This window comes from Paenibacillus sp. PL91 (assembly GCF_012935325.2).
Classification (GTDB): Bacteria; Bacillota; Bacilli; order Paenibacillales; family Paenibacillaceae; genus Pristimantibacillus.
Window position 1 is genome coordinate 286,826 of record NZ_JABBYG020000008.1, and the last position, 26,784, is coordinate 313,609.

Consider the following 26,784-nt stretch of genomic DNA (forward strand, 5'->3'; position numbering starts at 1 on the left):
TCCTGCTGGGCGGTTGGAATCATGACTAAAGCCTCGGAAACCACAATTTCATAATGAAATATCAGCAGTAAATCTCTCCCGGTAATGAGGGGAACCAGTAAGATCAAATCCCTTGATCTTACTGGTTTTTTTTCTGCTTATAGGCTATGCCGAAATATATGCTTTATACAACTGAAATTAGGCAACAATAAACTTTACCTGCTTCAAGTTGCTAATTTGACGAAGCCCACATATAATTTTACCAAGGGAAACATTTTGTCATTCATCAAAGAAACGTTGCCTCGTGTAATGGTTTAAGCATAAATGGAATGGGGATGTTCTGATTGGACGAAGCAACAAAAGAACATACAGCCAACGAGTTGTTATCAGGACGTACAAAAGGCTTAAAGAAATTGTTACCGTTCATAGGCCCAGCCTTTATTGCTGGCGTAGCGTATATTGACCCTGGCAATTTTGCCACGAATATCGCTGCCGGCTCTCAATATGGATATATGCTGCTTTGGGTAGTGCTTGTATCGAATGTAATGGCCATTCTTATTCAAGCTTTATCGGCAAAATTAGGGATTGCTACGGGAAAAAATTTGCCCGAGGTGTCTCGGGAGAACTTTCCTAAACCTGTATCGTTTGGGCTTTGGATTCAAGGGGAGCTAGTCGTCATTGCGACAGACCTTGCTGAATTTATCGGGGCGGCGTTAGGCTTATATTTATTGTTCGGCATTCCATTATTGCCGTCTGCGATCATTGCAGGGATAGGCTCCTTTGCGATACTTGAGCTGCAGCGGAGAGGATTCCGGTCGCTAGAGGCCGGGATCATGGGTATGGTATTTATTGTGGTATTAGCATTTGGCCTTCAGGTTTTATACTCGCAGCCTAATACGGGAGACATTCTAAATGGACTTTTTACTCCGCAATTTAAAGGTGTGGACAGCGTGATGCTGGCTGCGGGCATTTTAGGTGCGACGGTTATGCCTCATGCCATTTATCTTCACTCCGCCTTGACTCAAAAAAGAATCGTAGGGAGAACGGAAGGCGAACGAAAGCGTATATTCCGTTTTGAATTCATTGATATTTTAATCGCCATGGTCATAGCAGGCGTGGTTAATGCGAGCATGCTCATTGTGGCTGCAGCTTTATTTTTTAAAAACGGATTAAACGTTCAGGATTTGGATGTAGCTTTTGAACAATTTGGCGAATTAGTTGGTCCATTCTCAGCCATTTTATTTGGCGTTGGTTTATTGGCATCAGGCTTGGCAAGCTCGGCAGTAGGCACCATGTCCGGGGATATTATTATGCAAGGGTTTATTAAACGGCGAATCCCGCTATATTTAAGAAGATTCATTACGGTTATTCCGCCTATCGTCATTATTGCAATCGGCGTCAATCCCACAACAGCACTCGTTATTAGTCAAATTATTTTGTCATTTGGGATTCCGTTTGCGCTAATTCCCCTTATTATTTTTACAAGCAGCAAAAAGATCATGGGTAATCTTGCGAATCATAAAATAACGAATATATTGGCTTGGACAATAGCGCTCGTCATCATTTCTTTAAATATTTTTCTCCTATTCCAAACGCTAACTCATTTTTAGACATAAGTACATGAAGGCTGCCGAGCAATCGGCGGCTTTTTTTTGCGTCTTGCGGGTAGACCGGCTTTTAATTGTTGCCACTGACCATTTAAATGGTGATTAATTGTCTATTTATGTTGCATATTAAACGTTTACATTTTATTTAATGTGTCATATTATATTGATTAGGATGTACTATATGAAAAATACAATAAGGGGATGAAGAAGTGGAAGCTGGAATTGGCATAAGTGGTCTGGGGAGAATCGGAAGATTGCTTATAAGAAGAGTGTTTTCGGATAAATATAACGCTATGCAGATCAAAGCTCTCAATTCTCCCCATTCTGTAGAAACAATAGCCCATTTATTAAAATATGATACCGTACACGGAACGTGGAATGCAGACATTTCAACCGAAGATGGAAAGCTGATTATCAACGGAATAACACTTGAATATTTCATGGAAAGAGACCCGTCTCGCCTCCGATGGACAGAAGCCGGCGTCGATATCGTTATTGATGCAACTGGTAAATTCACTGATCGTAAGGGAGCAGAGAAGCATCTTGCGGCCGGGGCGCAAAGCGTCATTATTACTTCCCCGGGCAAAGATGCTGATCTAACCGTTGTGATGGGTGTCAATGAGGAAAGCTACGAGCCGAACGAGCATCATATTTTATCCGCAGCATCCTGTACGACGAATTGCGTCGCTCCCCTTCTTAAATTGCTTGATCATGCCTTTGAGGTCAAGAGCGGTTGGATGACAACGATCCATTCCTATACCAGTGACCAGAACCACTTAGATAATCCGCATAAGGATTTGCGTCGTGCGAGAGCCTGTACGCAATCTATTATTCCAACGACTACAGGAGTAGGCAAAGCATTAATTGACGTGCTGCCGCATTTAGCTCCACATATTCAAGGCATATCGATCCGTGTTCCGACAACTAATGTTTCACTCATCGATTTGACTGTCCAGCTTGGTAGCTATACGACGCTTGTTGAGGCTAAGCGAATAATTCGCAGCATGGTTTCAGGAGGATTAGCTCCGTATGTAGATATGCAAGATGTTCCGCTTGTCTCGTCTGACTATATCGGAAATGAATGTTCAGCGGTTGTTGATGGGTCGTCCATAATGGTTGCCGGCAATCAATTAAAAATATTGGCTTGGTATGACAACGAGTGGGCTTACTCCTGCAGAGTAATCGATTTAGCGGATATGGTTGTTCGGAAAAATCAATTTATGGGAGGCATGAGACCATGCAATCAAGCAGCGGCGAAATGAAATTGGGAAGTATCGTATGCCAATACTGCGGGGAACTGATTGATACCGTCGATACGAATAGGGTGAAAATCCTATATGGGGTCTGCGGACTCAGCACATGCTCGGTGAACAATCCGAAAGAAATGGAGCAGCCTCTTCCTCCGCAGGCCGAACAAGGAAAGAGAGTTTGGCATTTTCAAGAGGGACATGCAGGAATGAAAACATTACTTGGCGGAAAAGGTGCAAATCTTGCAGAAATGACCAATGCCGGACTGCCTGTTCCTCCTGGTTTTACGATCACTACAGATGCTTGCCGAGCGTACTATAGTGCTGGCGGTAAGCTGCCGGAGGGCTTGTTCGATGAGATCCGCAGCGCTTTAGTGAAGGTGGAGCAGACGAAAAAACAGAAATTTGGCGACAGCCTCAATCCACTGCTTGTGTCTGTACGTTCGGGCTCCGTTAATTCCATGCCTGGAATGATGGATACGATTTTGAATCTGGGCTTGAACGATAACACCGTAAAGGGTCTTGCAAGCCATACAGGCAATCCCCAATTCGCTTATGACTGCTACAGAAGATTGATCCAAATGTTCGGAAACGTGGTATTCGATATAGAAGGAATCCACTTCGAAACGCTGCTGCACCGCAAAAAAAATGAGCTGGCGATTGATGAGGATAAGGATGTTCCTGTAGAAGCTTGGATCGAAATCATCGAAAAATTTAAAGAAGTAATCGAATGGCGAGCGAATGTTCCGTTTCCCCAAGATGTATATGAACAGCTGCATCTTGCTGTAGAAGCGGTATTCCGGTCTTGGAACAACCAAAGGGCAAACGTATACAGAAAGGCTTATAACATACCAGATAGTCAAGGGACAGCGGTTAATATTCAATCGATGGTATTCGGGAATATGGGGGATGATTGCGGTACCGGTGTTTTATTCACACGTAATCCATCTACGGGAGAGAAGGCATTATACGGTGAATATCTGATTAATGCCCAAGGGGAGGATGTCGTAGCCGGTATAAGAACACCTTTGCCAATTGCTAAGCTGAATCAGGAAATGCCTGAAATTTATGAGCAGCTTGTACAAACAGCTGCCAAGCTTGAAGCACATTATAAAGATATGCAGGACATTGAATTTACGGTAGAAAAAGGGAAGCTCTTTATTCTTCAAACGAGAAACGGCAAGAGAACGGCACAGGCTGCAGTAAAGCTGGCAGTCCACTTTGTTCATGAAAGAATATTGACAATAGAAGAAGCGATGCTGCGCATAGATGTTGAACATCTTAACCAGCTTCTTCATCGAGCCATTGATGAGGACGAGAAGCTGCAGGTATTGGCAGTGGGATTGCCAGCATCACCCGGCGCAGCTACAGGACAAGTCGTGTTTGATGCCGACAAAGCCGAGGAATGGAGCCGCTCCGGCAAGCGCGTCGTGCTTGTCAGCTCAGAAACAAGCCCCGAAGATATCCATGGCGTCATTGCTGCTGAAGGTGTGCTTACCAGTCGCGGCGGCATGACGAGCCATGCGGCAGTTGTCGCGCGAGGAATGGGCAAGCCATGTGTTTGCGGCTGTGAAGAGGTTCGTATTGATACAGGCGAAGGGCAGTTCATCGCAGGTGATGTTAAGGTACGCGAAGGAGACTGGATCACGCTGGACGGCTCGACTGGACGCGTGATTGCAGGCACTGTCACGCTTAAGGAACCGGAAATGAGCGACGAGCTGGGTCAGTTGCTGAAGTGGGCGGATGATATTCGAGCACTAAAGATACGTACGAACGCCGACTCGCCAGAGGATGCGGCTAAAGCAAGGTCGTTTGGGGCGGAGGGAATTGGGCTCTGCCGCACTGAGCATATGTTTATGTCTGCTAGCAGGCTGCCTGTCGTACAGGCGATGATACTTGCAGACAACTTGAAGGATCGTAAGGCTGCTTTGGATCAGCTGCTTCCTATGCAGCAAAGCGACTTTGAAGGTATTTTTGCCGCAATGGAAGGGCTGCCTGTTACGATTCGCTTGCTTGATCCGCCGCTCCATGAGTTTCTGCCCAATATGGAGGAGCTGCTGCTTCGGCAGGAACGGATGAAAAAAGATGCGGATACGATAGATGAACGCAGCGCGCTTGACCAGCTCATACGTAAGGTGCGAAATTTACAAGAAATGAATCCGATGCTGGGATGGCGAGGATGCCGGCTTGGCATTCTGATTCCGGAAATTTATCAGATGCAAGTGATAGCTATTTTCCGCGCTGTGCTGGCATTGCAGAAGAAGGGGGTTCAGGTCGTTCCGGAAATTATGATTCCGCTCGTTGGACATGTCAATGAGTTGAAGGCTATGCGAGAATTGGTGGATCGCACGGCCGAAGACGTGCTCGGGACGTTAAAGGAGCAGGTGCCTTATCAGGTAGGCACGATGATCGAGGTGCCAAGAGCCGCTCTAACTGCCGGCCAAATTGCGCAATATGCAGACTTCTTCTCCTTCGGCACAAACGATTTGACGCAAATGACGTTTGGCTACAGCCGAGATGATGCGGAAGGGAAATTTCTCACACACTATGTGGAGCATCATATTTTATCTCAAAATCCGTTCCAGGTTTTAGATACAGAAGGAGTAGGCTTATTGATCGAATGGGCAGTCGAGAGCGGCCGTTCCAAAAAGCCTGGCCTAAAAACAGGCATTTGCGGCGAACATGGCGGCGAAAAAGACTCGATCTTCTTCTGCCACCAAACAGGCTTGGATTATGTTAGCTGTTCACCTTTCCGTATTCCGTTAGCTAGAATAGCAGCTGCACAAGCACAGCTCATTCACAGCAGGTAACGAGCCCGCATCGCATTATGAAGAAGAGGAGGGGGAATCCGAATGACTGATCAGCAGCATTTGTATATTTGCTCTGATTCCATTGGCGGAACAGCGGAGTCGGTAGCACAGGCAACCATTCGCCAATTTAATGCTGAGCAGGTAAAGATCAAGCGGTACGGACATATCCGGCATGAGGATGAAATTAAAAAAATGATGGAAGAAGCTGCCGAGACAGGTGGTTTCGTCGCTTACACGTTAGTGCAGCCGGAATTGCGTGAGATGATGAAAGCAGAATCCATTCGTTTAGGCGTTAGGGCAGTTGACATTATGTGGCCGATGATGCAGGCATTTATTGATACTTATGGAGATGCTCCCAAACAGCAGCCGGGTCTTCTGCATGAAATGGATGCCGCTTATTTTCGCCGAGTTGAGGCCATTGAATTTGCTGTAAAATATGACGACGGCCGTGACGCAAGAGGGATGCTGCAAGCGGAGGTCGTATTGATCGGCATCTCGAGAACCTCGAAAACGCCGCTCAGTATTTTTCTTGCCCACAAGGGCATTAAAGTGGCCAACTTTCCTGTTATGCCAGAGGTTATGCCGCCGGCAGAGCTATTCAAAATTCCGAGCCATCGTATTATCGGACTCACGATTGATGCCGAGAACATACTCAAAATCCGTACAGAAAGACTTAAGGCACTTGGACTGCCTGATGGCTCCAGATATGCGAATTTGCAGAGAATTGTAGAGGAGCTTGAATATGCCCATGATTTGATGAAGCAGCTTGGATGCACGGTCATTAACGTTACCAATAAGGCCATTGAAGAAACAGCCGATCATATCATGGAATATATTTAATCAAACGATTCAATAGTAGAGTTTTGTGCCAACCTCATTACTCACTTGAAGCTGTGCCGCGTTTGCGGAATGCTGTAGGTGAGAGCCCTAACCGACGGATAAAAGCTTTGCCAAAATAGGCTGCATCCTCGAAGCCAACGCTGCTTGCAATTAATTGCACGGGCAGGCTCGTCTGGCTCAGCATCAGGCAAGCTTTTTCCATCCGGTAACGGATTAGAAATTCATGAGGAGATACACCCATTTGGGCATGGAACAGCTTGGTGAAATAAGAACGGTCCAAATCGACATGTCTGGCAATGACTGAGATGGAAATGCGCTTATGGTAATGCTCTTCTATAAATTTAACCGCTTGCGTGACATACTGCTCGTTGCTATTTCTCCCTATGCTGCGCAACGGCTGCTGTAGTTCCGTCTGCCTGCTCAGGAAGGTAGAGAAGATTTGCAGCATTAATCCATAGCAGTAGGTTTCGGCTGCGAGGTCGTTGACTGCAGAATGATGGAGCAGCTCTGCCAGCAATTTCTCCGCTCGCTCAGGCTCGTGGTGCGAATGGGTGGGAGATTGAACGGTTACTCCTGCTGAATGGAAGAGCTTGGCGGCAAGCTGCCCATCAATTCCGACCCAATAATAAGTCCAAGGGTCCATTTCGCTTGCACAATAGGTAGCTGGTTGATTTGGATACATGCAGAAGCTGTCACCTGCTTTCAGCTTATAATCGCAGCCCTCCATGGTGAAGACGCCGGAGCCTTTTACGATAAAATGCAGCAAATAATGATCGCGCATGACCGGACCATTTTGATGGGAGGGCATACAATGCTCCAGCCCGCAGTAGTGCAGTTTAATATCTGTGTCCAAGCGACCGATTAGAAAATGTTCCGTAAATTGTTTTTCCAACCTGAACCCCTCTTTTCATTAGCTGTCTTTAACTAAGGATAGCACAAAGTTACTAGTAAATTAAGCGGTGAAACAGTGGTTTTACTATAATCATGACACAAAATAACTACTATTAAACACAAATCTCTCTATAACTTCAACGCGTACAGGAGATATAATAATCTCAAAAACAGATGAAGTTTAGGGAGGCAGTTTAGCATGCAACTTACCGCTAAGGGGTTATATGAATATAAGCTGGAAAGCGTAGAATCCGGATTTCGCGCTGAGCTTTCGGTCGAACGTGAATCCGATGGGATTGAGATCGTTCGTATAAAGATTGCAGCAGATTGTCCGGCGGTACCGCCAACGTTCAAGCTGAAATGGAGCCATCCCGTTATCGATGTGCAGGGCATGTGGCATCCGACGGCTTTATATCACAGGTGGATTCGGGCGGACTGGAATCCGCTTCTGGATTCCAAGTCGACGAATTCCGCTCCCGTAGTAAGCCTATTTGGCGGACAGGGGACGAACAGGCTGACATTCGCTTTTTCCGATGTACTGAACGTTATCAAATACGATGCTGGTCTTCACGAGGAGAACTCTCATTTTAACTGCGTTATAGCCATGTTCGACACGCCAACGCCGGCGCTTGCCTCCTATGAAGCAGAGCTTCGGATCGACACGCGCGAAGTTCCGTATTACAAATCACTGGACGATGTGAGTCATTGGTGGAGCGAATACAAGACGAATACGCCTTCGCGCGTTCCTGCGGAAGCGCTGGAGCCTATGTATTCAACGTGGTACAGCTTTCATCAGGAGCTTACGCCGGAAGGAATCGAGGAGCAGTGCCGCCTTGCTCTCGAAATCGGCTGCAAATCGGTCATCGTTGACGACGGCTGGCAAACGGCGGACAATGCCAGAGGTTATGCTTTTTGCGGGGATTGGCAGGTATGCGAGGAAAAAATGATCGACATGAAAGCGCATGTTGAACGCGTTCATGCCATGGGCTTGAAATATTTGCTCTGGTATTCGGTTCCTTTCATTGGAGTAAACAGTGACGCATGGAGTCGATTCCAAAATAAGCTGCTCTACAAAATGGATAGTTTGGGTGCTGGCGTAATCGATCCGCGATATCCCGAGGTTCGCGAATATTTGATCGGCATATACGAGAAGGCGCTGCTGGATTGGGATTTAGATGGCTTTAAGCTTGATTTTGTTGATGTATTCCAGCAACAGGAGCAGGAGAATGAGAACTCCGATCCAGGACGCGATATCGCCTCGGTACCGCAAGCGGTGGACGTGTTGCTGAGCGATGTGATGGCACGCTTACGCGCGATTAAGCCTGATATTATGATCGAATTCCGCCAACCGTATATCAGCCCCCTCATGCGAAAATATGGCAACCTGTTCCGAGCGGGGGATTGTCCAAACGATGCGGTGCAAAACCGTATTCGTACGCTCGACATTAGGCTGCTGTGCGGAAATACGGCTGCGCATGCCGATATGATCATGTGGAATGCGGACGAGCCGGTTGACAGCGCGGCGCTTCAATTAATCAACATTCTCTTCGCGGTACCGCAAATTTCCGTTCGACTGGAGACGCTGCCGCAGAAGCATCTGGATATGCTGACCTTCTGGCTTTCCTTCTGGCGCGAGAACCGTGATGTGTTGATGCATGGCCAATTGGAGCCGCAGCGTCCTGAGCTGCTCTTCCCGCTTGTGACCGCACGTAATAATGAGATTTCGATTACAGCCGTTTATAACGATTCCGTTGTTTCATTAGAAGATACGGACTCACAAAAAATAGTCATCGTAAACGGGACGCGCGGAGACCGGTTGATCATAGAGGCGGTTAAGGCTTTAGGGGCGAGAGAGGTTCAGGTACTCGATTGCATGGGCGTAGAAGTCAGCAAATTTGAGATAGTTGGCGAGCAAGGCTTGCTGTCGCTCAGCGTTCCTCCTTCTGGATTGGTTTTTCTTCGGTCAGCCAGCTCCAAATAAGCAAATATTGCGGACTGTTCCAAAGGTAGAAGTGTTCTACTCTTTGGAACAGTCTTCTTTTATTGGAGGCTGCCTTAAAACAGCCCTTTTTCCTATTTGGCAGTGCCAAGCGGCATACGGATATTTTCTCCGGTAAGCGAGCAGGCCTCACCATCCGGCATTTTTTGATTTAAAGCAGAGTCGATAAAATCGACTACTTGCTGCAGGGAATCGATTTGATTTATAATTTTTTTCTTATGTCTCAGCATCAATTCAAGCAATTCAGGAAATGCGGTAATATCCGAAGTTTGGGATAAATTCAAATAGGGTTTCATATCATCTAAGGGCATTCCTGTTTTTTCAGGCAGTTAATGAGCTTTATTTTTTGAATATCCTCCGCACGATATATACGATGACTGTTTTCCTTGCGCTCTGCTCGCGGAAGCAGGCTAATTTTCTCGTAATAGCGAATGGTATCCTCCGTTAATCCGGTTTGCTCCGCTGCTTCCTTGATCGAAAACCCTTTTGCCTCACTCAACCGTTTCACCTTCCTCCTGCTAGCTTTATTATGTGTAAATTATATAACTTGGAGTCGGCTCCAAGTTATACACTGACCGCATCGAATCGATAATGGAATCGAAAACGAGTGATGGAGGCAAATCTAATGAATACAGCAGGTCATGGACGAACCGCGCTTATTACAGGTGCAAGCAATGGGATAGGTTTAGAGCTTACTCGGAAAATGCTAGCCGAGGGCTGGCAAATTATTGCGCTGAATCGCTCAGCATTCCCGGAAGATGATAAACTGATCCGAGAGTCGGTTAGCAAAAACCAGCTTCGGATATATAAAGCGGATCTGGCCCATTTCGATAGCTTGAGGCATGCTCTGAATCAAATCAAAGCCGCTGAAGAGAGGGTTGATCTTTTGTTCAACAATGCGGGCGGCAGCCTCGCCGAGCTCAGCTTCTCTAAGCAGAAGCGCGAGCTGCATTTTGAACTGCATACGGTCGTGCCGTACATTATACTTATGGAGCTGAAGGAGCTTCTGCAAAGGGGGACATTGAAAACGGTAGTGAATACCTCTTCTTATGCATTTAAGTTTCGCAAGAAATTTGATCCTGACGAATTGGAGCATCCCACCGATTTTACAATGCTATATGGTTCTTATGCTGCCTCCAAGCTGGCTCTTTCCTTATGGTCGCAGGAGATCGCAGCAGTACTCGCCGACGATGGCATAAAAATATTCAGCGTAGATCCAGGGGGGAACAACACAATCAGGAAGGGGAAGAAATCCGGCATTCCGTTCTATTTGAAGCCGATGATCAAGCTGTTTTTTCCGCATCCGCGCAAAGGGGCATCTCTGCTGTATGAGGCAGCTATGGACGTAAAGCGTGAAAAGTCTGGCGTCTTCTTCGTAAATGGCCAAGTAACGGAGCTAAAGTTCATCAAGCATGCCCGCAAGATGCTAGAGAAAGTAAGCTTCATTTATAGGTCGGAGTATGCGGGAGATGCCAAGGTTTAAAGAATAGGGAATAACTGTTTGACATATCGTTAATTCTCGATATAATGATATGTATGAAACCAATCGAAGTGTTTAAGGCGTTGTCCAACGAGTCGAGACTGCAAATTTTGCAATGGCTGAAGGAACCGGAAAACCATTTTACTCCCCATGAAGGAGTGGATATGAGAGAAATTGGGGTATGCGTAAGTCAGATCACTCAAAAGCTGAATATGACTCAATCTACCGCGTCGCAATTTTTATCGATGCTTCAACGGGCGGGGCTCATTAAGACGCTGCGTATCGGAAAGTTTACGTATTACAAAAGAGATGAGACCGCTATTGGTGAAATCGCTGATTTTTTGAAGCAAGAAATATAAGAAAAAGAACTGAATGCTCGATGTTGACCATTCAGTTTTTTATAGCATTATCATATCGACATATCGCGATATGTAATATCAACTGCAGTTATTCACATCGATATTCATGAATATGTTGATGGGTTGTATACACGTTGAGAGGAGCTGATGGACAGTTTTGTTAGATTGAACGTTGCTTGAACAAAATTAAAAAACGGGAGTGGAATTATTTTGTCGAACACATGGAAAATATATATTTTAGCAATCGTCAGTTTTTTAGTCGGAACATCTGAGTATATTATTTCAGGAATTTTGGATAAGATCGCGGATTCGATGGGTGTTACAGTAATGGCGGCAGGCCAGCTCATCACTATTTTCTCACTAGTCTATGCCATTGGCACACCCATTCTGATGGCAATAACCGCGAGTATTGATCGACGCAAGCTGCTCGTATATTCACTCGGTTTGTTCGTGCTTGGAAATATTTTTTCCTTTTTATTACCCGGCTTTGGGCTATTTATTTTTGCGCGCGTCCTGATGGCTCTAGGGGCAGGGATGGTCGTCGTAACGGCATTAAGCATTGCAGCGAAAATAGCGCCTCCAGGCAAGCAGGCCAGCTCAATCGCAACCGTAGTAATGGGATTTACAGCTTCCCTGATTATCGGTGTTCCTCTTGGGCGAATGGTTGCCAACGCCTTTGGCTGGAAATCGGTCTTTGGCGGCATCGCGCTTGTAGGGATCATTGCCATATTCGTCATTCTCTTTACGATACCGAGCATGAAGGGCGATAAGCCGATCCCTCTGCTGAAGCAGCTTTCTCTTTTGAAGAAACGAAAAGTGGTACTAGGGCTTGGTATATCCTTCTTCTGGCTGGGGGGCTACTCAATCGCTTATACCTACATTTCGCCTTACCTTCTCCAAATAGATGGCATGAACGAGACGCTTCTAGGCGCTGCCCTGCTTGTTTTCGGTATTGCGAGCTTGGTTGGTTCCAAACTTGGCGGCTATAGCGCGGACAAATGGGGGATTAAACCAACATTAATTGGAGGCATGACGCTGCATGTTTTTGCCCTTATCATGCTGTCATTTGCTGCAGGCTCGATCGTCGCCGTGTTCGCCGTCCTTATATTATGGTCATTTGCGGCATGGTCAACCGGTCCGACACAGCAATATCATTTGGTTACGTTAGAGCCTGAATCTTCGGGCGTTATGCTTGGGCTCAATCAGTCGATGATGCAGCTCGCGATGGCTGCCGGCGCTGGATTTGGAGGTATCGTCGTTGGAGGCGCGTCTTTATCGGCCATTACCTGGATCGGAGCGCTTGGCGTTGCCCTCGCCATTGTCACGACTTTGGTGTTGTCGGGCTTGGGGCTACGCTCTAGGCAGTTTGATCCTATCAGCCAATCGGGTAAAATGGAATCATAAGCTGAATGAATGATCCTTGTCTATTCAGCAATCCCTATTTATAAGGAGATTCCGTACATGACTACACCACTCTCACCGCTGTTAGACCGTGAATATATCGTCAGCCAGCTAGAAGCTTTGCTAAACATACCGAGTCCCAGCGGATACTGCATGGACATTATCAAGCATGTGAAGGCTGAGACAGAAAGACTTGGCTATACGCTGGAGATAACGCCCAAAGGAAACGGGATGATTACCATTCCAGGCGAAAATGCCGACCACGTGATCGGCATCACCGCTCATCTGGATACGCTAGGAGCGATGGTTCGTTCGATTAAGCCTAACGGCATGCTGCGAATGACGCCGATTGGCGGTTATGCGATGCAAACGGTCGAAGGAGAATATGCGGTCATTCATACGCGCGACGGCCGAAAATATGAAGGAACGGTGCTGTCTACCAAAGCCTCCGTGCATGTTTACTCGGATGCCCGGGATTTTAAGCGCGAGGAAGCGAATATGGAGGTTCGCATTGACGAGCTGGTCAAAACAAAGGAGGACACGGAGAAGCTGGGCATATCCGTTGGCGACTTCATATCTTGGGAGCCTAGAGTTCGAGTATTGTCAAGCGGCTTTATTAAATCGCGGCATTTGGATGATAAAGCAAGCGTAGCGGCTTTGCTCGGCTTCATGGAATGGTTGAAGCGCGAAGGAAGGACGCCGTCTCATACGCTGAAGCTTATTTTATCAACCTATGAAGAGGTCGGGCACGGCAGCTCCTATATACCTGCGGATATTACCGAAATGATTGCCGTCGATATGGGAGCGCTCGGGGATGATCTTTCAGCTACGGAAATGGATGTGTCTATTTGTGCCAAGGATTCGACCGGACCTTATGATTATGCGATGACTTCCCGGCTAATTGAACTGGCAAAACGCGAGAAGCTGGCTTACGCCGTTGATATTTATCCGCATTACGGCTCCGACGCATCAGCGGCGCTGCGCGGTGGAAGCAATATTCGTGCAGCTTTGATCGGGCCAGGGGTTCAAGCTTCGCATGGGATGGAGCGGACGCATGTGGATGCTATCGTGAATACAGCGGCTTTGCTTTTGGCCTATGTAATAGAAGAAAATCAATAAACCAATTTCGATATCTTGCTTTTACATTCCAAATTGCGTACATCATGCCACTTACGAGGGTATACTTTGATGTATGGAGGTGGAAGGAATGAAGGCTGAGGAACAAATGCCGGATGAGAAGTGGCAAGCGATTATAAGCAATGATGCTTCTTATGACGGCAGGTTTATTTATGCGGTAAAAACGACCGGTATTTTTTGCAGGCCATCCTGCAAGTCCAAAGCGCCGAATAAGGAAAACGTCCGGTTATTTGAAAATGCGGAGCAGGCGCGATCGGCACATTTTCGCCCATGCAAGCGGTGCAAGCCTACGGGCGAGCGTTTGCCGGATGACGAGTGGGTCAATGTCATCACGCAATATATTGATAGCCATTATAGAGAATCGTTGACCCTCGACACGCTGGCAGAGATGTGTCACGGCAGCCCTTATCATTTGCAGCGTACCTTTAAGCGAGTTAAAGGGATGACGCCAATCGAATATATCCAGCAGACGAGAATGATTAAAGCTAAGGAGTATCTTGCCCATACGGATCGAGCCGTTTCAGACATTGCTTTGAATGTCGGCATGCCCAATACCTCCTATTTCATAACGCTGTTTAAGAGGAAAATAGGGCGTACGCCGAGTGACTATCGTCATTCCAAACGCCATTCCAAACAAAATAACGAGATGCCGGAGGTGCCGCATGGTGGCAGAGAAAATTAGTTCGTTCATGTATTGGACATTGCTTGTTCATGGAAAATGGAGCATGTACGTTGCAGCCACGTCAAAGGGGTTATGCTACGTCGGGTCCCAAAACAAGCCTTTCGAGGAGCTGGCTAAATGGGCTCAGATTAAATTCCCCGGCAGCAAGCTCGTTCAGGATGAAGAGAAGCTGCAGCCCTTTGCCTCACAATTAATAGAGTATCTGGAAGGACAGCGTAAGACGTTTACGGTTCCATTCGATTTTCGCGGGACATCGTTTCAGATTGCGGTCTGGAAATCGCTATGCGAGATTCCATATGGACAAACCCAGTCCTATTCGGATATAGCCAATCAGATTCAAAAGCCAGCAGCCTCTCGCGCGGTCGGAGCCGCTATAGGGGCAAACCCGGTCTTAATTACGGTGCCGTGTCACCGCGTAATAGGCAAAAACGGCTCGCTCACTGGTTATCGCGGCGGCCTAGAGATGAAAACGCAGCTCCTGCAGCTGGAAATGGAAGCATGAAGACGGCGTTATTATACAAAAATCCGAAGACGCTTCTCAATAAAGGTACAGGCTTCCTAGAAGATTACACGCATTCGCTCAATCCCTATACGGGCTGTTCGTTTGGCTGCTCGTATTGTTATGTTCGTCAGATGCCGGTATCCACGTTCCGTAAGGAGGAGTGGGGCACATGGGTAGACGTTAAGCTTGAAGCGGCAGCTTTGCTTCGGAAAGAGCTTGGGCGCGCGAAGGGCAAAGGAAAGGTTAGTATCTTTATGTCATCGAGCACGGATCCCTACCAGCCTATTGAACATAAAGAGCAGGTGACGAGATCGCTGCTTGAGGTCATGGTGGAGGAGCCGCCGGACTTTTTGTTCGTACAGACAAGGAGTCCGCTCGTCCGCAGAGATATGGATTTGCTGCTCCAGTTGGGGGACAAGGTTCGGGTAAGCATAACGGTGGAAACCGATCTTGAGGATATTCGCAAACATTTTACGCCGGCTGCGCCTCCTATCGCTGCTAGATTAAAGACGCTGCAGCTGTTAGCCGAAGCGGGCGTACCCGTACAAGCGACCATCGCTCCGATATTGCCTAGCAGCGAGGCTTTCCCAGAAATTTTAAAAGCGCTGGTCAATCGCGTTTGCGTGGACGATTATTTTATGGGAGATGGGAGCGGAGGCAGACGAACGCGAAGTCTGGGCATAGAGAGGCTATACAAGGAGCTTGGCCTAGAGGAGTGGTATTCGCCTACCGCATATCGGATGGTTTACGATCGCTTTAGTCATGTTTTCGCTGACAATCAGCTTTATTTGAGCCAGGAGGGGTTTGCGCCTTGAAAGGCTGGGGGCTAGCCGGCAGGTCACATCATGGTGTGACTTGCACGGCTGGCCCTTTTTTTGTTTGGAGTGATAAACGATTGTGCTCGGGTAACTCTAAGCTCAACTACGAGGCAGGAGGAGCTTGCGGAGTATAGGCAGGAAGCAGGGGGGAGTCGGTATGGTCATGAAATGTGAAATGACTTGAGCGGCAAACCTATTTTTTTGTTTTAGGGCTCTCTGCGTGAATTAACGGGATTTTCTCCAGTTAATTTTCTCTAGATGGAGCTAAAAGTTCATTTAACTGGAAATACTCCTGTTAATTTAATCAAAAGCGTCATCAATGGGTAAAAACGAATGGATTAACGGGAGAAATTCCATCTAATGGTGGAAGAAGAGCTATAAGGAGCTTATTAACGGGAGAAATTCCTGTTTAGTGTTCCACAAAGAGGTGGGGAGCGCGATAGGCACTGGTTAATCAGTGTTTTCCAAGAGTAGATAGTTGGGGGTGGCGATAGTCGTTTGCGTTTCTATGTTTACCAAGCGTAGATAGGTTGCGGAGCGCGACAGGCATTTGCTGGTCAGTGTTTGCAAGAAGTAGATTGGTATGAAGTGAGCAATAGTCGTTTGCGTTTCTGTGCCAACCAAGCGTAGATAGGTTGCGAAGCGAAACTGGCACTGGTTAATCAGTGTCTTCCCGAGCAGATAGGTTGCGAAGCGAAACTGGCGCTGGTTCATCAGTGGCTGCCCAAGCGCAGAGAGGTTGCGGATCGCGACTGCAACTGGTTGATTTGTGTCTGCAAAGGGTAGATAGGTTGGGGGAGCGCAATTGGTGTTAGTAGATCTGTTCCACCAAACGCAGATAGTTTCGGAGCACGACTGGAGCTAGTTGATCAGTGTCTGCCCGAGCAAGTAGGTTGCGGAGCGCAACTGGTTGATGGTTCATCCATGGCTGCGCAAGCACAGATAGGTTAGGAGAGCGCCACTGGCGCTTAGCAGATGTGACCACCAAGCAGAGACAGGCAGCACAGCCCGGTTCCCGCGTGCAGCCTCGCTTCCAAGCGGCTGTATACGCTTTCTTTCGTCAAATTCAGCATCGGTAGGACGTTAGGAGAGGAAAGGGAGGTAGTCTTTTTGGAATGAGGAACATTGATAATCTGGTGCAATTTCAGTGCTTTCGAAGCTTTATAATGATCCCGATTCATGGAAGTTAATCCTGAAAGGCCGCTTAGCATTCTCGGCTAAAAGACGAAAAAGTCAGACGGAAAACAGTTGAATGTACGTTTATAGCAGTTAAGTCTTGGTATTTTTAAGCGAAAATCTCCATTATGATTTTTTTTTAATGTAAATCTGACGTTATGATGTGAGGAAATATGCACTTTTTTAGGGATTGCGAATAATGTCGAAATGATTTTTTGTCCTGCTTTGGTAGGATACTAGTCAATAGTCCCCCCTTTTTACGTCAATAAAGCGCATTCATTTGCAAAATATACGCCGTCAAATCAACATGAAAATAGGGAAAATCCTTTATATTATGGGGGATGGAAGCACATGAAGGTTTAGTAAAAATGAGTCTGAAGTTTGATTCTCTCAGAAAATTCATAAAGCGCTTCCAATTATCAGAATTATTAATTTCGACATCAAAAAAGCACCTGTTTATTTCCAACTAATCGCATCAATTAGGAGTCCGTACTTATGAAAACAAGATTGAAAATGAGTACGATTGGCTAATCGACACCATGTCTTTATTCCCTCAAGAATTATTATCATCTGTGTCATACTAGAGTGCAGGAAGGGTTCCACGATTCAAAGTAAGGAACGTGCGAGCTGATGAATGGAGGTTTCAAAGATGAACATTTCAAATCAGGAGCAGAAGCGAGTAAGGCTGAAGCAATTTTTGAAAGTACTATCCGAGGATCCTTCTCTAATGCAGCAAGACGGGAAAACGGAAGCTAGATCTTTACCTGAGCTGCTTATGGCCACCGGCTGCCGCCTCCACAATGAGCCAGTTGATATGGCTGAGCTTTTCTCGCAACTACTCGGCAAGCTGGGCTTGAAAGCCTGCTCAACCGAGATGATGGAGTACATTATGAATGGCGGAACGGTAGACGATTTTATGAACACAGCAAAATAATAGGTTCCGTCTTTGTTGTCAGGCATTCATGAAACGGGATATACCTATCCATAAATGGCGCCCAAAAGTTCGCGTTTTGAATAATTAAAAAAATTTAATATTCGTTAAGAACAACTTTCATGAAGCTACAAGGACGGATGACTTTATTAGTAACGGAGGAAAATCATTTGGAATTAAAACAGTATTGGATCATCGTGAAAAGAAGGCTATTGATGATTGCTTTAATTATTACGGCTAGCTGTCTAATCATCGGAATCTACTCCAACTACTTCATCAAACCACAATATGAAGCATCCGCTAAACTAATCGTCAACGATTTCAAGGGCAGCAGCTCATTGCTTCCAAGCATAGACGTTGGCTCGATTAACTCCACTATTGGACTTATCAAAACCTATAAAGAAATTTTGAGAACGCCGCGGATGATGAAGAAGGTAGTCAAGCAGTATCCGGATCTTGGCGTAACGTACGGTGAGCTCATCGGCAAAGTAAGCGTAAGCTCAGTAAATGAAACGCAGGTTATGTCCATATCGGTGCGGGATGATTCCTACGCACAAGCGGCCAAAATCGCGAACGCGATTGCGATTGTTTTTCAAAAATCGGTACCAGAGCTAATGAAGGTAGACAACGTCTCGGTCTTGGACCAAGCCGATCCGAAGGAGCACCACGCACAGGTATCGCCGAATCCAAATATGAACATCGCTGTCACATTTATGCTGGCTTTGATGTTAGGCGTAGGGATTACCTTCCTTCTCGATTATTTGGATGACACGATCAAAACCGAGGGAGACATAGAGTCGCTTCTACAAGTGCCAGTGTTATCGTCCATTCCGAAGTTCGAAGAGAGGGATGCGCTCGAGAGAACCAGCGCACCGCCAAAGACGATAGCAGGGAGGGAAAAAAATGTCTCGTTTGATGCCTAAATGGAACCTTATTACCGAGCTAAACCCCAAATCGCCTATATCTGAGGGCTACCGCATGCTGAGGACGAACATTGAGTTCTCGACGATTAACCAAAAGCTGCAAATTATTATGGTCACCTCCTCCAAGCCGAGTGAGGGCAAGAGCACAACCTGCGCCAACATGGCAGTCGCTTTCGCACAAGCCAACAAGAAGGTGCTGCTTATCGATGCCGATCTGCGCAAGCCGTCACAGCATCATATTTTTGGGAAATCGAACCGCACCGGCTTAACGACGGCATTATTTAACCAGCTGAAGCTGGAGGACATTATACAGTTCACGGGTACGGAAAATCTATCGATCATTCAAGCGGGGCCAACGCCTCCTAATCCATCGGAGCTGCTTTCTTCGGACCAAATGGCCGACCTGCTGAAGACGGCTAGAGAACGCTATGACGTAATCATTATCGATACGCCGCCGATTATGTCCGTCACAGACGCTCAGATCGTTGCGACTCAAAGCGATGGCGTCGTTCTTGTCGTCGATTCAGGAAAAGTGAAAAAAGACGTTGCGCTCAAAGCAAAGGCTTTGCTTGAGCATGTAAAAGCGAGGCTTATCGGCGTCGTGCTTAATAAAATCAATCGTAATCATTCGGATATCTATTCCTACTACTACGGGGAAAAAACGGACGCTTAGACGCTGCTCCCCTGGTTAACTGAAGCGTGGAATAGATAGGTAATGTCTCCTGCACCTCTATCACCGGAGGCACTCGGTCATGCTGTGGGTCAGCCGACCTTAGACGTTAATCGTCAAGGGTGTGACGTGAGGAGGGGTTCAATGCCCCTATAAATATAAAAAAAATATAATAGGATAGGGTGAAATCAAATGAAAAAAGTGAGAAAAGCCATTATCCCTGCCGCAGGACTCGGCACCCGTTTTTTGCCAGCAACTAAAGCGATGCCTAAAGAAATGCTTCCTATCGTCGACAAGCCGACCATTCAGTACATTGTAGAGGAAGCAATTGAATCAGGCGTTGAAGACATCATCGTCGTTACAGGTAAAGGCAAGCGGGCGATCGAGGATCATTTCGATATCGCTTTTGAACTAGAGCATATTTTAGAGCAAAAAGGGAAATTCGATATTTTGGAAAAGGTTAGAAAATCATCAAATGTGAATCTCCACTACATAAGGCAAAAAGAAGCGAAGGGTCTTGGCCATGCCGTATGGTGTGCGCGCAATTTTATTGGCGATGAGCCGTTTGCCGTACTCCTTGGTGATGACATCGTTGAGGCCGAGACGCCGTGCACAAGGCAGCTCATTGAGCAGTATGAAAGAACAGGACGTTCAGTTATCGGCGTTCAGATGGTTGGCGTCGATCAAACGCATCGCTACGGTATCGTTGATCCCGGACAGCGGGTGGACAATCTATACGAAGTTAATAGCTTTGTAGAGAAGCCGCCTCAAGGCCAAGCGCCTTCCAATCTGGCAATTATGGGACGTTATGTGCTGACACCGGACATTTTCGAATATTTGGGGCGGCATGAGCGCGGCGCTGGAGGAGAAATTCAGCTTACCGACGCGATTCAAAAGCTCAATATGGACCAGGGCGTATATGCCTTTGACTTCCAAGGCACCCGGTACGATGTCGGCGAGCAGCTCGGCTTTATTATGACGACGCTCGATTTTGCCCTAAGAAACAATGAACTTAAATACAAGCTTATGACTGAGCTTGAAGAATTGATGGAGCGGGAGCTCAGCAAGCAATTATTATCCGGAAGGAGTGATAGAAGATGACACCTCCACAATATCAGGATGAAGCGGTAGTCGGCGTCTCTGATTACTATTCGAATGCAATCGCAAGGCGTAATGGTCGTGAAGCGGTTACGATGTATTCGATTATGAAACGAACGATTGACATTGTTGGTTCGCTAGTCGGTTTAATGCTGTTAAGCCCGCTGTTTATCATCATCGCTATCCTTATCAAGTGGGAGGATCCGAAAGGGTCTGTCTTCTTTTATCAAACAAGGATCGGCAAAAATGAGAAGCAGTTTCGGATGTTCAAATTCCGCTCGATGCTGACAGGCGCCGAGGATAAGCTGAAAGAGCTGCTGGATAAGAACGAAGTCAAAGGCGCTATGTTCAAAATGAAGGACGATCCGCGCATTACGAAGATCGGCAAGCTTATCCGGAAAACAAGCATTGATGAGCTGCCGCAGCTTCTTAACGTGCTTAGAGGTGAAATGTCCTTGGTTGGTCCAAGACCACCACTTTTGAGAGAAGTGGCGGAATACAGCGAGTATGACAAGCAGCGCCTGTCCGTAACGCCGGGTTGCACCGGGCTTTGGCAGGTTAGCGGCAGAAACAATCTTTCCTTCAAGCAAATGGTTGAGCTGGACCTGACTTATATCGAGAAAAGATGCGTCTGGTTCGATATTAAAATTTTGCTAAAAACGGTGAAAACCGTCGTTAGCTCCGATGCTTATTAATAAACATAGTTTTGCTTCGCAAAACAGAATCCGCACTAAGAAGTAAGTTTTGCTTCGCAAAACTAAGCCTATGCTTACGAAGATAGTTTTGCTTCGCAAAACTTTAAGGAGTTGATCAAATGGCAAGAGTCCTGCATATATCGGAATTTACTAAGGGCGGCATCGAAACCCACCTGAATGAAGTGCTGAGTTACCAAGCGGGCAGACATGATATTTATCTTATGGCTTCCGAGCAGAACTCCCGCCCTGAATCGCTGCAGATCAGCCAAGACCGTTTGTACTTGTACCCGTACAAGCGGAAGCCGGCTTATTTTCTTCAAGCGATCAAAGCCATTCATCGCAAGGTAAAGGCGTTTAAACCGGATATCATTCATGTCCACGGAACGTTCGCAGGTGTCTTCCTGCGAACGTTGTTTTTTTTCAAGATCCGCAGGCCGGTCGTCATTTACAACGCGCACGGATGGGCTTTCCTAATGGACACGAAGTCGTGGAAAAAACGGATATTTGCTTTCGTGGAGAAAGTGCTGGCACTCCGTACTGATTACATTATCAACATCTCTAGGCATGAATATGAGATGGCTATGCATTACGGATTGCCAGCCGAGAAATCGGGAGTCGTCTATAACGGCGTTTCCGATACGATTGCTTCGGGCAAGCCGCCTTTTGAGACGCAGCAAGACAAAATCAATTTGCTCTACGTCGGCCGCTTCGATCGTCAAAAAGGCTTTGACCTGCTGCTTGATGTATTCAACGAGCATAAGTTCGCGAACGTCCATCTGTATTTGGTCGGCGACACGGTGCTGGAGGAGGTTGAATATGTTTTCCCGGAAAATGCGGTCAAGATCGGCTGGGTGGACAATTCCGAAATCGACCGTTACATGAATGCCTGTGATGCGGTTATTATTCCGTCGCGCTGGGAAGGCTTCGGCATCGTCGCCATTGAAGCGCTGCGGAACAAGAAGCCGGTCATTGCAAGCAACCGGGGCGCGCTTCCGGAAATTATCCGGCATGGGCTGAACGGCTATATTTTTGATTTCGAGAATAAGCAGGAGCTGGCAGATATCGTTCATCGGCTGGATAAGACGACGCTTGAATCGATGGGCCAGGCAGGCCTGAATATTTTCCAAGACAAATTTCATTCGAATCAAATGAACAACCAAATCGAGCGGCTTTACGAGGATGCCTTGCAAAAACGAAGAGGCCCGTATTCCGCTGCGGTCAAAAAATATGTCTAGATTTACGGGGATGGAGAGAAGATGAGCCTAAGCTTGCAGAGCAACCTTACGACTAATGATAAATTAGCCAAGAATGAGAGCAAGGAACAGTTCTTTTTGGCGATCTATCTGAGCATCATGCTGGTGCTGACCGTCTATCAGGATTTCCCGTTAGTCAATATGATCGGCGAGATCGGCAGATCGCCTATTATTTTAATGCTTCCGCTGTTCGTATTTTGCGAGATTGCGATGCTAGCCAAGCACAAGCGGGTGATGAACGGCTCGACGCTGCAAAAATATTTATTCGGCTTTATCCTTTATTTGAGCTTTATCAGCATCGTCTACCTGCTCGTTCAATTCATACAAGGCAGCTACAGCTTTGGCTCGGAAGGGTTGATGGGCAAAGCGATAAAGGTATTGATCTATTTTGTGCTGATTCTGCTCTATATCCGGCATATGCAGCTCGTTTTTTCCAAAATTAAAAGCTTTAAGGTGCTGTACGGCTGCTTTCTCGCGGTCGTTACGCTGCTTGCGGCCATTATGATTTTGGAGCTTATGAGCATGCCAAACGCCTTTATGTCATTGCATTCGGGGAACAATCCCTATTGGCGGGTTAGGATGCTTACGTCAGAGAGCAGCACGACGGGCTCGATTGTCGTTGTGTACTCCGCTATTCTCGTCTATTTGACAAGGTACTTGAACGGTTTTGCCAAAACGCTATCCATCATATATGCATCTAGTTTTTTTCTGTTTTATGTATTCATTACCGGCTCGAAAGGGTTCATGATTATTATTTTACTCACGCTTGTCGTGACGATGATCAAGTTTTTGGATTTTCGGAAAAAGAAAAACTTCATATTGCTTATTTCAGTCGTTCTGGCCATGTACATGTTCATTACCAATTTTTCGGCGGGACTGGTCAGCTCGTTTAGCAATGACATCGAAAACTACACATCTTCCTACACACGTATGGGAACGATCATTATCTCGCTGGCTACCGTCTTTCACAATCCGTTTGGGGTTGGCACGGGAGCATACCTCATGTATTTCGATAAGTATGTGAATGACTCGATCAGCTTGATGTCTCATTTCTATTACAACCTATTTGGCATTAGCCAAATAAATGCGGGGGAGCTGTTGCAATATTCGGGCTCGGATAAAAACTTAGGCGTCAAATCCGGCTTTTTCCAGTGGGTCATGTTCGGCGGAATCATTTCTGTGCTGTTCTTCTACCTGCTTGCCAAAAACCTGATCGTTAAAGTAAAGTCCAGCTCCATTTTGTTTCTAGCGCTTATCTTTATTTTATTTTCGATGCTCCTCGTTACTTTGGAAATCAAATACGAGGTTTGGCTGCTGTTTGCTTTTATTAGCCTCTTTCTTGGCAAGAACGAAATGAATCCATCAAAAAGGTCGGGGGTAGTCAAATGAAAATGCTTGTAGTATGCAGTGATTTCCCATATCCCGCCGACCATGGCGGTAGAGTTGACACATGGGGCAGAATCAAGGTGCTCGCTGAGCTCGGCTGGAAGCTTCACCTGCTCGTATGCGGCAAGCAGACGCCATCTAAGGAAGAGATGGACGCTGTGTATGATTATGTAGAAGAAATTACGCTCTGCGATCGCAGAAGCAAGCTTGCGGATTTGCTCCACGTCATACCGATGCAGGTGCAGTCCAGAAGCGAGCTAAGAAACGTCAAGCTAACAGGGGATTACGATTATGTGCTCCTCGAAGGCGATTACGTGTATCCGGTGCTGCAAAATCCGAAGATCAAGCCTGACACGGCGATCTTAAGAGTTCATAACGATGAAGCGGTTTACTTCAAGGCGCTTGCCCGAAGCACCAAAAACGTCGTCCATAAAATGTATTACCACATGGAGAGCGGCAAGTTCGCGAGTTTGCAGAAAAAAATGCTCGAGAAGGTCGACAAATACCTGTTTATATCGAGCAAAGAATATGAAACGTTCCATAAGCAAAATCCAACGGCAAAAAGCTTGTTTTTGCCTCCTCCGGTAACGAAGGCCAGCTTTGAATCGAGCGATTTTCAAAACAAGCATGTCGTATTTATCGGATCTTTGTTTATGCCGAATAACCGGGAGGCGATTCAGTGGTATCTCGAGCATATTCATCCGCTGATGCTGAAGGAGCCGGAGTACAAGTTCATCATAGCCGGCAACAGCCGAAAGCAAAGCTTGAGCTGGCTTGAAGCGTACGATATGACGAATGTGATCGTGCATGATACGCCGAAGAGCCTCGACGACATCTACAGAAGCGGTTATCTGTTCGTTAATCCAATGCAAAACGGGGCAGGCGTGAAGCTAAAGACGATTGAAGCGATTCAAAACGGCCTGCCGGTCATCTCCACCTCTATCGGGTACGAGGGAACCGGACTTGTAGATAATGAGCATATTATGGTCGCCGACCGGCCGGAGCAATTTTACGCGAAAATCAAGCAGCTGTTCGATAACCCGCAAGCGGCCAAGGCGCTGCTCGAGTCGTCGCAAAGCTTCTTGCGCACGCATTACAACCATAAAGAGGTACTGAAGCAGTTTATTCAGTCCTTAAATGCCAGTTATCAAGTAAAGCAGGTGCTCTAAATGGTCAATCAAAAAATAAACGTCATGTTTGTAACCCACGCGGACAAGAAAGGCGGGGCTGAGCAAAGCCTCATTCATCTCATCAATTATTTGGACGCGTCGAAATACCGGATTTTCTTATTAAGTCCCGGCGATGCGGCGTATTTGAATGAGATCCGTGCGGAATATGTGCATTTCCCGCTGGAGCTTAGCAGCATTAAGAAGAAATTCGGCTTAGGCTATATCGAAACGGTGCTTAAGATCCGGTCGTTCGTTCGGAAAAACAAGATCGCGATCGTCCATGCCAATGGCTGGCGGGCTCCTTGGTATACGGCTCCGCTAAAGTTTTTGACGAAGAGCAAGCTGGTTTGGCATCACCGCGATTATACGCATTTGCGTATGTTCAACAACGTGCTGCCTCGCTTTTTTGACCAGGTTATCTGCATTTCGCATTTTGTGGCGAACTCGATTCAGGGCAGCAACAAAACGATTATTTACAATGGCGTCGATCCAGAGCTTGCGCTGACGAAGAAGAGCCGGGCTTTTATGGAGGATAATACGCTAATTATCGGGACGTTCGGCCGAATCGTGGAATGGAAAAGGTATCATCTCATGATTGAAGCGGTCAAAAAATTAGCAGACAGCAACCGCAGCAATTGGAAGCTGCTCATCGTAGGGGACGCTTCCGTTGACGGATCGGATGGCTATTACAACGATATGATCCAAAAGGTGCTGGCATATGGCCTCGAGCATCAGGTGATCTTCTATGGATACAGCAATAAACCGCTTGATGTCATGAAGGAATGTGATCTTACGATCAACTTTTCGCTTAACGAGCCGTTCGGCAGAGTTATCATCGAGTCGATGCTCGTAGAGACGCCTGTTATCGTAGCGGATTCCGGAGGAGCTCCCGAAATCATTCATCATACGAAAGGCGGCTTTATCGTGAAGGACGGCGATGTGGACGAGCTGTATCAGACGATCCAGCGCGTTTATGACAAAAACGTCGACCATCAGGAAATGTCCAGCCGCGGCTACGCCAGCGTAATGAATGATTTTAATATGAGCACGATCGCGAAGAAAGTTGAGTCCACCTACAGCCGTTTGCTCGCACATATGAAGTCGGAAGCGGCAGGAGGAACGGATGAGTACAGGATACAGTCAAATTAGCTTCGGCAAGCTGCTAGCCGTTCTAAAGGGAGCGGCGATACTGCCGATTAAGACGAGCTCGGTAGGCAGGCTAGGCAGAATTTCAGGAAAGCTTAGCGTAAAGAACAAGGGTAGATTTTTTTTGGGGAAAAATGTTTCTTTTCAGGCGAAGCCATTTCCTTCATCGATTACGGTTGAGAAGCATGCTGAGCTGTTTGTAGGCGATAATGTGTTTTTCAATTATGGCCTAGACATCGGCTGTACGAAGTCGATCCAAATCGGCAGCAACACGATTATAGGTCCGATGGTGAACATTATCGATACGAACTTTCACCCAGTAGACATGGAGGACCGTTCGGGCAGCAAAGACATTGTCATCTCGGATAATGTCTGGATTGGCCGCGGAGCTGTCATTTTGCCTGGCGTGACGATTGGTCAGGGCTCGGTCATTGCGGCAGGCAGCATCGTAACGCGGGATATTCCGGCAAATGTGCTGGCAGGAGGAACGCCTGCCAAAGTGATCCGCGAGCTCCAGGTAACGAATGAATGGATTCGCAGATACAACTGATAGAACGCAGAAAGGCTTTGGAGGAATATCCAGCG

The 26,784-nt window shown here is 46.8% G+C and carries 25 protein-coding genes; 22 read left to right on the forward strand and 3 right to left on the reverse strand.

Annotation, left to right across the window (positions count from 1 at the left end):
- Positions 1-323: 323 nt before the first annotated feature.
- The 4 genes from HI950_RS19900 to HI950_RS19915 all read left to right on the forward strand — a co-directional run bounded on the left by HI950_RS19900 (position 324) and on the right by HI950_RS19915 (position 6,483).
- Positions 324-1,589, forward strand: coding sequence for an Nramp family divalent metal transporter (locus tag HI950_RS19900; RefSeq protein ID WP_169088025.1), 1,266 nt, complete (start codon positions 324-326; stop codon positions 1,587-1,589).
- 206 nt (positions 1,590-1,795) lie between these two features.
- Complete coding sequence (gene gap / locus HI950_RS19905; protein ID WP_169088026.1) at positions 1,796-2,848, forward strand: type I glyceraldehyde-3-phosphate dehydrogenase; 1,053 nt, start codon at positions 1,796-1,798, stop codon at positions 2,846-2,848.
- Complete coding sequence (gene ppdK, locus HI950_RS19910) at positions 2,824-5,643, forward strand: pyruvate, phosphate dikinase (protein WP_187768132.1); 2,820 nt, start codon at positions 2,824-2,826, stop codon at positions 5,641-5,643. Before gap ends, ppdK begins: the two co-directional genes overlap by 25 nt.
- 42 nt (positions 5,644-5,685) lie before the next feature.
- Positions 5,686-6,483: a pyruvate, water dikinase regulatory protein gene (locus HI950_RS19915; RefSeq protein ID WP_169088027.1), complete on the forward strand. Its 798-nt coding sequence runs from the start codon at positions 5,686-5,688 to the stop codon at positions 6,481-6,483.
- A 37-nt stretch (positions 6,484-6,520) separates the two neighbouring features.
- Here the strand turns inward: HI950_RS19915 and HI950_RS19920 are convergent, their stop codons facing one another.
- Positions 6,521-7,375, reverse strand: a complete 855-nt coding sequence (locus HI950_RS19920) for an AraC family transcriptional regulator (protein WP_169088028.1) — start codon at positions 7,373-7,375, stop codon at positions 6,521-6,523.
- A 198-nt stretch (positions 7,376-7,573) separates the two neighbouring features.
- On the opposite strand from HI950_RS19920, the gene HI950_RS19925 reads away from it, so the two are divergent.
- Positions 7,574-9,355 (forward strand): glycoside hydrolase family 36 protein, encoded by a 1,782-nt coding sequence (locus HI950_RS19925; protein ID WP_169088029.1) that lies wholly within the window; start codon positions 7,574-7,576, stop codon positions 9,353-9,355.
- A 92-nt stretch (positions 9,356-9,447) separates the two neighbouring features.
- On the opposite strand, the gene HI950_RS36770 is transcribed toward HI950_RS19925, so the two are convergent.
- Together HI950_RS36770 and HI950_RS36775 are read right to left on the reverse strand one after the other, a co-directional pair.
- Positions 9,448-9,669, reverse strand: coding sequence for a hypothetical protein (locus HI950_RS36770; protein ID WP_317618412.1), 222 nt, complete (start codon positions 9,667-9,669; stop codon positions 9,448-9,450).
- Between the two features lie 5 nt (positions 9,670-9,674).
- Positions 9,675-9,872, reverse strand: coding sequence for a MerR family transcriptional regulator (locus tag HI950_RS36775; RefSeq protein WP_317618413.1), 198 nt, complete (start codon positions 9,870-9,872; stop codon positions 9,675-9,677).
- Between the two features lie 126 nt (positions 9,873-9,998).
- On the opposite strand from HI950_RS36775, the gene HI950_RS19935 reads away from it, so the two are divergent.
- From HI950_RS19935 to HI950_RS20015, 17 genes are all read left to right on the forward strand, one after another.
- Complete coding sequence (locus HI950_RS19935; protein WP_169088030.1) at positions 9,999-10,856, forward strand: SDR family NAD(P)-dependent oxidoreductase; 858 nt, start codon at positions 9,999-10,001, stop codon at positions 10,854-10,856.
- Between the two features lie 53 nt (positions 10,857-10,909).
- Entirely contained in the window at positions 10,910-11,212 is a 303-nt protein-coding gene (locus HI950_RS19940) for an ArsR/SmtB family transcription factor (protein ID WP_169088031.1), read from the forward strand.
- 210 nt (positions 11,213-11,422) lie between these two features.
- On the forward strand, positions 11,423-12,616 hold the full coding sequence (locus tag HI950_RS19945; RefSeq protein WP_169088032.1) for an MFS transporter: 1,194 nt from the start codon (positions 11,423-11,425) through the stop codon (positions 12,614-12,616).
- A gap of 57 nt (positions 12,617-12,673) precedes the next feature.
- Entirely contained in the window at positions 12,674-13,732 is a 1,059-nt protein-coding gene (locus HI950_RS19950) for a M42 family metallopeptidase (protein ID WP_169088033.1), read from the forward strand.
- 88 nt (positions 13,733-13,820) lie between these two features.
- Positions 13,821-14,432: a bifunctional transcriptional activator/DNA repair enzyme AdaA gene (locus HI950_RS19955; RefSeq protein ID WP_223285388.1), complete on the forward strand. Its 612-nt coding sequence runs from the start codon at positions 13,821-13,823 to the stop codon at positions 14,430-14,432.
- Entirely contained in the window at positions 14,413-14,934 is a 522-nt protein-coding gene (locus tag HI950_RS19960) for a methylated-DNA--[protein]-cysteine S-methyltransferase (protein WP_169088035.1), read from the forward strand. Before HI950_RS19955 ends, HI950_RS19960 begins: the two co-directional genes overlap by 20 nt.
- Positions 14,931-15,749, forward strand: a complete 819-nt coding sequence (locus tag HI950_RS19965) for an SPL family radical SAM protein (protein WP_169088036.1) — start codon at positions 14,931-14,933, stop codon at positions 15,747-15,749. The genes HI950_RS19960 and HI950_RS19965 overlap by 4 nt, the downstream gene beginning before the upstream one ends.
- Before the next feature lie 1,828 nt (positions 15,750-17,577).
- A complete protein-coding gene (locus HI950_RS19970) occupies positions 17,578-17,862 on the forward strand; it encodes a hypothetical protein (RefSeq protein ID WP_169088038.1) in 285 nt (94 codons plus the stop codon).
- Positions 17,863-18,029: 167 nt separating this feature from the next.
- The gene (locus tag HI950_RS19975) at positions 18,030-18,782 is read left to right on the forward strand and encodes a YveK family protein (protein WP_169088040.1); all 753 of its coding nucleotides are present in this window, start codon (positions 18,030-18,032) and stop codon (positions 18,780-18,782) included.
- On the forward strand, positions 18,763-19,455 hold the full coding sequence (locus tag HI950_RS19980) for a CpsD/CapB family tyrosine-protein kinase (RefSeq protein ID WP_169088042.1): 693 nt from the start codon (positions 18,763-18,765) through the stop codon (positions 19,453-19,455). The genes HI950_RS19975 and HI950_RS19980 overlap by 20 nt, the downstream gene beginning before the upstream one ends.
- A gap of 189 nt (positions 19,456-19,644) precedes the next feature.
- Positions 19,645-20,553, forward strand: a complete 909-nt coding sequence (gene galU, locus HI950_RS19985) for a UTP--glucose-1-phosphate uridylyltransferase GalU (RefSeq protein ID WP_169088044.1) — start codon at positions 19,645-19,647, stop codon at positions 20,551-20,553.
- Positions 20,550-21,245 (forward strand): sugar transferase, encoded by a 696-nt coding sequence (locus tag HI950_RS19990; protein WP_169088046.1) that lies wholly within the window; start codon positions 20,550-20,552, stop codon positions 21,243-21,245. The genes galU and HI950_RS19990 overlap by 4 nt, the downstream gene beginning before the upstream one ends.
- Positions 21,246-21,364: 119 nt before the next feature.
- Entirely contained in the window at positions 21,365-22,480 is a 1,116-nt protein-coding gene (locus HI950_RS19995) for a glycosyltransferase family 4 protein (protein WP_169088048.1), read from the forward strand.
- A 21-nt stretch (positions 22,481-22,501) separates the two neighbouring features.
- Positions 22,502-23,887 carry a hypothetical protein gene (locus tag HI950_RS20000; RefSeq protein WP_169088050.1) on the forward strand — a complete coding sequence of 462 codons (1,386 nt, stop codon included), beginning with the start codon at positions 22,502-22,504 and terminating at the stop codon, positions 23,885-23,887.
- Positions 23,884-25,053 carry a glycosyltransferase family 4 protein gene (locus HI950_RS20005; protein ID WP_169088053.1) on the forward strand — a complete coding sequence of 390 codons (1,170 nt, stop codon included), beginning with the start codon at positions 23,884-23,886 and terminating at the stop codon, positions 25,051-25,053. Before HI950_RS20000 ends, HI950_RS20005 begins: the two co-directional genes overlap by 4 nt.
- Positions 25,054-26,202, forward strand: a complete 1,149-nt coding sequence (locus tag HI950_RS20010; protein ID WP_169088055.1) for a glycosyltransferase — start codon at positions 25,054-25,056, stop codon at positions 26,200-26,202. It abuts the gene before it with no gap.
- On the forward strand, positions 26,177-26,749 hold the full coding sequence (locus tag HI950_RS20015; protein WP_169088057.1) for a DapH/DapD/GlmU-related protein: 573 nt from the start codon (positions 26,177-26,179) through the stop codon (positions 26,747-26,749). The genes HI950_RS20010 and HI950_RS20015 overlap by 26 nt, the downstream gene beginning before the upstream one ends.
- Positions 26,750-26,784: the final 35 nt, after the last annotated feature.